Origin of the sequence: Mycobacterium yunnanensis (assembly GCF_025823185.1) — a bacterium.
Classification (GTDB): Bacteria; Actinomycetota; Actinomycetes; order Mycobacteriales; family Mycobacteriaceae; genus Mycobacterium; species Mycobacterium yunnanensis.
The window spans coordinates 220,599-230,039 of the sequence record NZ_JACKVK010000022.1 but is presented as its reverse complement, the minus strand read 5'-3'; the positions used below and the strand labels follow the sequence as shown (position 1 = coordinate 230,039).

The window sequence follows — 9,441 nt, the reverse complement described above, 5'->3', positions numbered from 1 at the left end:
CTTCCTAGAGGTTGACCTTGGAGGTGTTGGTCTTGGCAAGGCTGCGCAAGCGCGACGCAGCGTCGTCACCGCCGTAGATGTCTTGCAGGGCTACGGCCCAGTTCTGCGTGGTGTCGAAGAACTTCTTCTGGGGGGTGAATTGGATCTTCGACTGTCCGATCACGGTCTCGAACGTCTCGAGGTAGCCGAACTGGTCGGCGGCGACCCTCTTGAAGGTGGTGTCGAACACCGACTTTCGCACCGGGTCGGCGTACGTGCCGCCCTCGACGGCCTTGTTCATCGACTCCTTGCCGGTGGCCCACTGGATGAACAGCCAGGCGGGGAGCTTGTTGCGGGAGTTGGCGCTCATCGCCCAGCTCCACGTCCACAGGTTGGTCTTGTAGTTGCCGTCGGCGCCCGCGGGTCCGGGGTACCAGCCGAGGTTGCCGGCCTCCTTGCTGGCACCCGGCTTGTTCTTCGGGTAGGTGGCGCTGTCGGCGTCGAACACCATCATCGCCTTGCCGTCGCCCAGATCACCGGTCGCATTGGGGTAGTCGTAGGTGGTCCACGAGGTGGGGCCGGCGTCGTGCTGCATCTGAATCCACTTCTTGGTGAAGTCGATCGCCTTGTCGCTGTCCATCTCGGCGATGAGCTCCGAACCGTTGAAGGTGTAGTCGACCGCGCCCGCCCGGCTGTACTGCGTCATGAAGCCGGGGTGAATGGTGGCCCAGGACTTCGAGCCTCGGGTGGCGATGCCGTAGCGGTTCTGCGAGCGGTCGGTCAGGTCGACGGCCAGTTGGATGAAGTCGTCGAACCGGTCGGGCAGCTTGGTGATGCCCTTCTCGTCGAAGATCCGCTTGTTGTAGGCGACGACGTTGTTCTCGAAGCCCCACGGGATGGCCCACTGACCGCCGGTGCCCAACGGGTTTCCGTTGACGAAGTCCCATCGGGTCGAGGTGCGCAGGCCTTCGAAGATGTCCTCGAAGTCGTAGTCGGGGTTGGTCGCCGAACTGTTCTGCAGCCACGGGTTCAGGTCCTCGATCCACCCCGGCGGCCCGTACTGCCAGATGAAGTAGGCGCCGAGCATGAACGCGTCGTGCTTGCCGGAGCCACCCGCGAGTTCGGTGTTCAGCTTGGTGAAGTAGTCGGCCTCGGGCACCAGGTCGACGTTCACCGTGATTCCGGTCAGCTCGCTGAACTCCTTGAGCAGCGGCTGGTAGGACAGCTGGTACGGGTGCGGTGTCTGCAGGATGTTCAGCGTCTGCCCGGAGGCCTTCTTCCAGTCGAAGCCACCGGTGACCGCCGAGGCCCCGTTGGGGGCGCTGGCCTTGCCACCCACCCCACAGGCACTGAGGACGGGCAGGCTGGCGGCGGCTGCTCCGGCAACGCCCAACGCCGCCAACATGTTTCGCCGCGACATCTGAGGTCCACCCGAGTGGGCCCCGAAAGTGCCCGGGTTGCGATCTCGACTCATCTTCATGTCCTTCGTGGGGTTCGGCCGGGGAATGGTGGGCTAGGCCGGGATCAGGGAGACCTTGACCGATTCCTTGCCGCTGCCGACGAGGTCCAGGCCCTTTTGGAAGTCGCTGAGCGGCAGTTGATGGGTGCAGATCTCGTCGAGGGGCAGCACGCCCGACTCGATCATCTTGACGGCGGCCGGCCAGCAGTACGGGCCGAGATGTGCGCCGAGGACGTCGAGCTCCTTGTCGTCGCTGATGATGCTCCAGTCGACGGTCACGTCACTGCCGAAGACGCCATATTCGACGTACCGACCCAGCTTGCGCAGGGCGTTGAGACCCTGCGGCACTGCCGACGGATGTCCGGTGCCCTCGAGGTAGACGTCGGCGCCGTAGCCGCCGGTGAGGTCCTTGACGATCTTCTCGACGTCTTCTTCGGCGATGTTGATCGTGATGTCGGCACCGCACTTCTTGGCCAGGGCCAGCTTCTCGGGGGCCATGTCCAGCGCGATGACGTGCATCGGGTTCTTGGCACGGGCGCCGGCGATCATGCCGAGCCCGATGGGCCCGCAACCCGCCACGACGACGGTGTCCTCGAAGGTGATCTGGGCCCGCTCCACCGCGTGCAGCGAGCACGACAGCGGTTCGACGAAGGCGGCGTGCGCCGGTGGGATGTCACCGGAGATCTTGTGCACCAACGCTTCCACCGGGTAGGTCATGTACCCCGCCATGGCGCCGGGGGTACGACGCTTGAAGCCGTAGAGGTCGTGGGGCTGGCACATGTGGTACTGCCCGCGCTTGCAGAAACGGCACTCCCAGCACGGCACGATCTGCTCAGAGGTGACCCGGTCGCCCACGGCGATGCCCCACCGGCTGGCCGCCTCGTCGTCGAGTTCGACTACCCGGCCGACGAATTCGTGGCCGGGGATCACCATGGTCTCGGCCCAGGCGGGACGGTTCTCGTCGCCCCAGAACTTCGCCGCCCCGTGGTAGCACTTCAAATCGCTGGCGCAGATGCCCACCGCTTCCACGCGGACCAGTGCCTCGCCGGGCTTGCGCTCGGGAACGGCGACCTCCTCGAGCCGGTAGTCGTTGGGTCCGTGACAGACGACGGCCTGCATCTTCTCGGGGATCTGTTCGGGCATTTGGGAGGCTCCTTCGGCTGTGGCTGAGGTCACATTAACCAGCGCGCTGCACATTTGTCCAGAACGATTGTTCAGAAAGATTATTCTCTGAACATATGTGCAGGCGCGTGGGGGCGGTGCCATACTGCGTGCATGGTCAGGTCGGCTCAGCCCACGCCGGCGAATCAGCCAGCAGAGGGTCCACCGCCGGACGGCGAGACCAGCCACTTCGGGGCATCCCTGCTCTACACCGCCGCCCGCCTGTACTACGAGGACGACGCCACCCAGGCCGAGGTGGCCGAACGACTCGGCACCAGCCGCGCCACCGTCAGCCGACTGCTGTCCGAAGCCAAGCGGCAGGGCATCGTCCGCATCGAGGTCGTCCCGCCCGCCGAGGCCCGCACCGGTGATCTGGCCGATCGACTGGCCCGCGCGCTGAACGTCACGTCGGTGTACCTGAGCGCACCGCTGCCGACGACCGGAAGCACGGTGGTCGACGTGATGGGCCGCGTCCTGGCTCCCCCGGTGGCACGCGCACTCGGGGAGGCCGGGTTGCTGCCGGGCGACGTGCTGCTGGTGTCCTCCGGCCGCACCGTCTACGAGGTGGCCCAGTGCGAGCTGACGCCGCTGCCCGGCGTCATCGTCGCCCCCACTGTCGGCGGCCACGACCAGCCCGAGGAGTGGTACCAGACCAACGAGATCACCCGGCTGGTCGCCAATCGCATCGGTGGACGGGCCAACTACCTGTTCGCCCCCGGCCTGCCCGGCGAGGAGCTCTACCAGTCACTGCTCAACGACCCGAGCATCCAACGGGTGCTTCACCTTTGGCCGCACGCGCGATGTGCCCTGATGGGTATCGGCGCTCCCCCGCTGACTCGCTCGGACATCCCCCGATTCGTTCCGACGGCCTCGACGTCGCTGCGATCCGCGGTCGGGGACGTCTGCTCGCGCTTCTACGACCGTGACGGGCGGCCGGTGGACTTCGAGAACGGCGACCGACTGATCGCCGTGGAACTCGAAGTGCTGCGCCACATTCCGGCCACCATCGCCGTGGCCATCGGCAAGGACAAGGTCGAGTCGATCATCGCCGGCGCCCGTGGCGGATACTTCAACCGTCTGGTCACCGATCCGACTACGGCCACCGACCTCCTGGCCAGCTGCACGTCCGGTCCGTGACGCGCCGAGTTCACAGCACGGCGTCGGCGAGCCGGTCGACCTGCTCGGCCGAGGCGACCGCCGGGTGGAAGAGCAACCGGTCGAAACCCAGATCGCGGTAGGCCCGGACCGTGTCGAGCGCATCACGCGGCGACGACACCATGTCGGCGACGTTGAGTGCAGCGTAGTCCGGCTTGTTTCCGTAGTAGGCGGCGAGGTTTCGCCTTCCCTGCGCGACGAGGGAGTCGTCGCCGAGCGCGAAGTTCACCGACGTCTGCATCAGGGGGCGGCCCGTTCGTCCCGCGGCGTGCCATCTGGCGCGGATCTCGTCGGTGAACGACTCTTGGGTCTCGTAGTCCCGCACGGCGCCACCGGCCCATCCGTCTCCGACCGTGGCCACCCTCCGCAGCGTGGGCTTGCCCTTTCCGCCGAACAACACGGGGATGGTGACCGGCGCCGGGCACAGCGCCGTTTCACCGTCGAGGGGCTCCCCCGCCCACACTCGGCGCCAGATGGTCACGGCGTCGTCGAGAAGCTTTCCCCGCGAATCGAATTCGTTGCCAGCACCATGGTAGTCGTCGGGTCGCTGACCCACACCGACGCCGAGCACGAGTCGGCCACCGGACGCGTCCGCCAACGTCGCCAGTTGCTTGGCGAGGATAACCGGCGGGTAGAGCGGAGCCAGCAGCACATTCGTCACGAGGTCGACCGTCGAGGTGGCGCCCGCGGCCACCGCCAAGGTGGTGATCGAGTCGAGGCTGGGATAGATCAGCCGGTCGATCGTGGTGAGGGCGTCGAACCCGCGTTGCTCGGCGCGGCGCGCACAGTCGACGACCACCGTTCCGGCGACACCGGCAACGTGGTTGGGCAATCCGATTCCGATCTTCATGGTCGACCTTTCGGGTCTACGGGGTTGACTGCGTTGAATTGCTGGGTGTACACGCCGCGGCGCTCCGCGAAGCGAAGACGACGAGCAGTCGGGACGACGATCTCGTCGGCCTCGGGGTGCGCCGTCAGCGACGACATCACCTCCTCGACGAACGTGCTGACCGCGATGCCGTGCTCGTCACCTAGTGCGTCCGTCTCAAGGCGGACTCGAGGCGGAGGCACCTCGACGACTCGAACAGTGCTATGGCGCAACTGGAATCGCAACGACTCGGTGTAGGAGTGCATCGCCGCCTTGGTGGCACTGTAGGTGGGCAGTGTGGCCTTGGGCACGAAGGCCAGAGACGAGGTCACGTTCACGATCGCCGCGGACGGTCTGCACCTGAGCACTGGCAGCAGGTGCGTGGTCAACAGAAGCGGCCCAAGCAGATTGGTCGACGTCACCTCCACGACGACGTCGGGGTCCGGTGCGCACAGGTCTTCGGCACGCACGATTCCCGCGTTGTTGACAAGTACGTTCAGCCGAGGATGCCGTCGGACGACCTCCTCGGCGAAGACGCGAACCTCACTCGGGTCGCTCTGGTCGAGCGGCAGGTACGCCATGCCGGGGTGCTGGTGCGCCACTGCCTTCAGCGCCTGCACGCGGCGTCCCGCGATGAGGACCTGGTTGCCCGCGTAATGCATGGCCGCCGCCAGGCCTGCCCCGATACCGCTGCCGCCGCCGGTGATGAGGATCGTGTGTCCTGTCCAGTGCATACGAGAGAGCCTGCCAGCGGGCCGTGCCGATCAGCCACTTCCCGGGCCGAAGTCGCCAACAATCGTCATATGGGTCTTGAGTACGTACATTCATCCTCGTGATCGACGATCTCGACGGCCAAATCATTCACGCGCTGCAGATCTCACCGCGGGCGTCGTTCCGTCTGATCGCCGAGACGGTCGACGCCCCCGAGCAGACCGTCGCCCGCCGCTACCACCGACTGCGTCGCGACGGGACCGTCCGGGTCGTCGGCCTACCCAACCCTCGCGTGCATGGTGACGCGCAGTGGCTGGTCCGGGTCAAGGCGAAGCCCGACGACATGCCCCGCCTGTCCGAGGCCCTGATCCGGCGCCCCGAGGTGACGCACGCCAACATCCTCTCGGGCTGGAGCGAGCTGGTGTGCACCATCCGCGCACCGCTCGCCGAGAGCTCCGACGGTCTGTTGCGGCGACTTCCGCGCACGACGTCGGTGATCGATCTCGACGTCGACCTGATCCTGCGGACGTTCGGCGAGCCGGGCACCGAACCATGGACGGCCTACGGCTCGACCTTGGGCGCCGATCGAGTGAGCCGGCTGGCGTCCCCCGCCGCCGCAGCGATGACGGGCCGACCCACGCCGCCGTCGGCCGATGACGAGCCGCTCTTCGACGCGCTCGCTGCCGACGGGCGGGCATCGCACGCGAGCCTGGCCGAACACACGGGGTGGTCGACCCCGAGGGTGGCCCGTCGGCTCGCCGCGTTGGAGGCCTCGGGCAGCGTGATCTACGACGTCGACGTGCTGCCGCAGCGACTTGGTTTCGACGTCAACGCGATGGTGTGGCTGACGGTGGCGCCGTCAGACCTCGAGACCGCGGGGCGGGAGATCGCCGCGCACGCCGAGATTGCGTCGGTGATCGCGATCAGCGGCCGCCACAATCTGGTGGCGATCGCGATCTGTCGCGACGTCGAACACCTCTACGCCTACCTCGCAGGCAGATTCGCCGCCGTCGGTCAGGTGACGGCGTACGACGTCCGCGTCCGTGCCCAACGCCTGAAGCAAACCGCGTCCCTGGTGTCCCACGGCCGATTAATTGGCCGAGGGTGACCTGTTGGGGTCGTAGGGGTCGTACCACCACCAGTCGGCGCGTTCGCCGAGCGGTCCGGTGCACGGTGGGACTGCGGGTGGCGGGGTGGTGGGCGGCCTTGCCAGGGACGCCCCGGTCAGCGCGGCTCCGTCGGCGTCGGTGACCACCAGCCGGGTGGCGGTGCCGGAGATCGTGATGCCGCCGCTGTGGTGCAACCGGTGATGGAACGGGCACAACAGGACCAGGTTGTCGGGGTCGGTGGGCCCGCCGTCTTCCCAGTGCCGAATGTGGTGGGCGTGCAATCCTCGGGTGGCCCCGCACCCTGGGACCACACAGCACCGGTCGCGGTGCTCCAACACTCGGCGCAGTCGTCGGCTGATGGTGCGGGTGGCCCGCCCCACCCCGATGACCTGACCGTGGCGTTCCAGCCACACTTCGCACGTCGCGTCGCACAACAGGTACCGACGGTCGGCGTCAGTCAAGAACGGGCCGAGATGCAGTTCCGCTGAATGCTTCTCGGGGTCGAGGTGCACCACCACGGTGGTGTGCTGCCCGTGCGGGCGGCGCGCCACATCGGCGTCCCACCCGGCCTCCACCAAGCTGATGAACGCGTCCACGGTCGTCGGGAACGGCGGGGCCTGCTCCGACGGTTGGTCCTCGTCGTGGGCGGTCTTCCAGTCGTTGATCAACGCATCGCGATGTGAGGCCAACCCAGCCTCGACCTTCGCCGCCTCCACCTTGGGCAACCGGATCCGCCACGTGGTGTGGGTGGCGGTCTCGGTCGTGGTGATCGACCGGTCCGGCTCCCAGGACGGTTTGGCGTCGGGGCGGGGTTCGAGCTTGATAGCGGTCCGCAACTGGGTCACCGTGGCCACCGACGCCAACTGGGCGTAGTGCTCGTCGGATCCGTCGCCGGCGCGTTCGGCGATCACCCCGACCTGATCCAGGGACAGGCGGCCCTCCCGCAACGCGCAACTGGGTCACCGTGGCCACCGACGCCAACTGGGCGTAGTGCTCGTCGGATCCGTCGCCGGCGCGTTCGGCGATCACCCCGACCTGATCCAGGGACAGGCGGCCCTCCCGCAACGCCGCGGTGCACGACGGGAACTCGGAGCGTCGTTCGGCGACGGTGGTGATGGTCTGCGCGTTGTGGGGCGAGATTCCGGTGCGCCAGGCCACCAGTGCGGAAATGGACCGGCATCCGGTGTTGCCCCACAGCCCGTCGCCGTCGATTTCGGCGACGATGTCCACGATGCGTCCGTCGATGGCGTTGCGCTGCCCGGTCAACTCGGCCAACTCGTCGAACAACACCTCCAGACGCTCCTTGCCGCTCAGCGGCTCAGACACCAAAGGTGTTGCGGTCGTGGACATGTAAAAATTATAGAAGGGGGGTCTGACATCGAAGATGGACGAGCCTCACCGCGCAGGTCGTGACTCCATGTCTGACTGACATTCTGCTGAGCTGCGGCCGACTACGCCGACTACTACGCGATGACGCCTTTGCAGAAACGGGACCGGCGTTGCCTGACTCAGTCCGGCATCACCGGTCCAGTCGCCCCAGCCCGTGCATCAGATCCCGAGTTGCCGGGTACGACTCGCGCCACATCCCGTACAACTCGTCGTAGAGCGCGCGATGGTCGGGGTTCGGCGTGATCTCATGGGTGATCGTTGCCCAGTCAGTCTGCGGGGCAACGAGTTCCACACCGATGGCGGCCATCAGCGCTCCGCCGTAGCTGGCGCCGATGCCCTGCTCGGCGACCAGCTGTGGACGGCCGGTGATGTCGCTGACCGTTTGTGCCCACAGCGGGCTGCGCAACCCACCGCCGACGGCGACGGTGCGGCGTCCGGTGTGCGCATCGTCGAACATCTCGAGAATCTGGCGAATCCCAAATCCGATGCCCTCGTAAGCTGCTCGGAACAGATGACCCCGGCCGTGACGCAGCGTCAGTCCGGCGAACAGCCCCCTGGCGCCGGGGTCGAACACGGGAGTCCGCTCCCCCGCGAGGTACGGCAAGGCGATCAGCCCTTCGCAACCGGCCGGAACCGCCGACGCCTCGGCGGTCACCTCCTCGAACGTCGCACCGCCGGTGATGGTTCGCAACCAGCCGATCATGGTGCCGGCAGTCGACGTGCCCGCCGCCAAGGCCAGCGACCCGCGCTCGACGCCGGCGGTGGTCCACAGGGCGGGGTCGCTGTGGTACTCCTCGATGATCTGCACCAGGAACATCGTCGACCCGTACATCAGCATCTGGTCGCCGGGAGTGCGCACACCCACCGAGAACGCCTCGGCGTAGGCGTCGACGGTTCCGGCCACCACCGGAGTGCCGAGCGGAACACCGGTCTGCGCGGCCGCCTCGGCGTGCACGTAGCCGACGACGTCCTGAGGCCACACCAGCCGCGGCAGCGGCAGGTGACCGCAGATTCGCTTGGCCCAGTCCTCGTTCCACCCGAACGTACGGGTCCCGTACAGCGGATCGCACTGACTGGCGGTGTGGTGGTCGATGGCGTATTCGCCGGTCAGCTTGGCGGTGATGAACGAGTTCGACCCGTACCACCCCGTCGCACGGCCGAACACCTCCGGCTCGTGCCGCCGCACCCATTCCAACTTGGGGCCGACCGCCTGACTCGACAGCAACGTCCCTGCCCGCTCGAGGATCTCCTCGGCGCCGAATTCCTCGGTCAAATCCCGGATTTCGGCGGTAGCCCGGGTGTCGACGCCGTACAGGATCGCCGGCCGCAGCGGGGTGAGGTCGTCGTCGCAGAGCACGAGGCACGGCCCCACTCCGCTGACGCACATGCCCGCCACGGTCGAGCCGCTCGGCACGTCGCCCACGAGCCGTGTGCTGATCTCGCACACCTCGCGCCACCAGATGCCCTCGGCGTCGACCTCGGCCCAGCCCGGCCGAGGCAGGCTCATCGAGTGCGGGATCGAGGCCGACGCCAGCACGACGCCCGCGGTGTCGACCAGAACGCCCTTGGTGCTTCCGGTGCCCATGTCGATTCCGAGAAGCAGGTCCACG

The 9,441-nt window shown here is 67.3% G+C and carries 7 protein-coding genes and 2 pseudogenes; 2 read left to right on the top strand and 7 right to left on the bottom strand.

The window, feature by feature from the left end; translation table 11 throughout:
* Nucleotides 1-4: 4 nt before the first annotated feature.
* Together H7K45_RS30785 and eltD are read right to left on the bottom strand one after the other, a co-directional pair.
* Nucleotides 5-1,453, bottom strand: coding sequence for an extracellular solute-binding protein (locus H7K45_RS30785; RefSeq protein WP_372512701.1), 1,449 nt, complete (start codon nucleotides 1,451-1,453; stop codon nucleotides 5-7).
* Between the two features lie 39 nt (nucleotides 1,454-1,492).
* Nucleotides 1,493-2,581, bottom strand: coding sequence for an erythritol/L-threitol dehyrogenase (gene eltD, locus H7K45_RS30780; protein ID WP_263999994.1), 1,089 nt, complete (start codon nucleotides 2,579-2,581; stop codon nucleotides 1,493-1,495).
* Nucleotides 2,582-2,713: 132 nt separating this feature from the next.
* Here eltD and H7K45_RS30775 point away from each other — a divergent pair, with 132 nt between their 5' ends.
* Nucleotides 2,714-3,736, top strand: a complete 1,023-nt coding sequence (locus H7K45_RS30775) for a sugar-binding transcriptional regulator (protein ID WP_263999993.1) — start codon at nucleotides 2,714-2,716, stop codon at nucleotides 3,734-3,736.
* A 10-nt stretch (nucleotides 3,737-3,746) separates the two neighbouring features.
* Here H7K45_RS30775 and H7K45_RS30770 read toward each other — a convergent pair whose 3' ends face one another.
* Both H7K45_RS30770 and H7K45_RS30765 read right to left on the bottom strand, forming a co-directional pair.
* Nucleotides 3,747-4,604, bottom strand: coding sequence for an LLM class flavin-dependent oxidoreductase (locus tag H7K45_RS30770; protein WP_263999992.1), 858 nt, complete (start codon nucleotides 4,602-4,604; stop codon nucleotides 3,747-3,749).
* A complete protein-coding gene (locus H7K45_RS30765; RefSeq protein ID WP_263999991.1) occupies nucleotides 4,601-5,356 on the bottom strand; it encodes an SDR family NAD(P)-dependent oxidoreductase in 756 nt (251 codons plus the stop codon). The genes H7K45_RS30770 and H7K45_RS30765 overlap by 4 nt, the downstream gene beginning before the upstream one ends.
* 98 nt (nucleotides 5,357-5,454) lie before the next feature.
* On the opposite strand from H7K45_RS30765, the gene H7K45_RS31635 reads away from it, so the two are divergent.
* Nucleotides 5,455-6,441, top strand: coding sequence for an Lrp/AsnC family transcriptional regulator (locus tag H7K45_RS31635; protein ID WP_263999989.1), 987 nt, complete (start codon nucleotides 5,455-5,457; stop codon nucleotides 6,439-6,441).
* Here the strand turns inward: H7K45_RS31635 and H7K45_RS30755 are convergent.
* The 3 genes and pseudogenes from H7K45_RS30755 to H7K45_RS30745 form a co-directional block, all read right to left on the bottom strand.
* A pseudogene (locus H7K45_RS30755) lies at nucleotides 6,424-7,401 on the bottom strand (HNH endonuclease signature motif containing protein); the annotation flags it as partial. The gene H7K45_RS31635 and the pseudogene H7K45_RS30755 sit on opposite strands and share 18 nt — an antisense overlap.
* A gap of 109 nt (nucleotides 7,402-7,510) precedes the next feature.
* Nucleotides 7,511-7,792 (bottom strand): annotated as a pseudogene (locus H7K45_RS31770) (DUF222 domain-containing protein); the annotation flags it as partial.
* A 169-nt stretch (nucleotides 7,793-7,961) separates the two neighbouring features.
* A complete protein-coding gene (locus H7K45_RS30745; RefSeq protein WP_263999987.1) occupies nucleotides 7,962-9,440 on the bottom strand; it encodes an FGGY-family carbohydrate kinase in 1,479 nt (492 codons plus the stop codon).
* Nucleotide 9,441 lies beyond the last annotated feature (1 nt).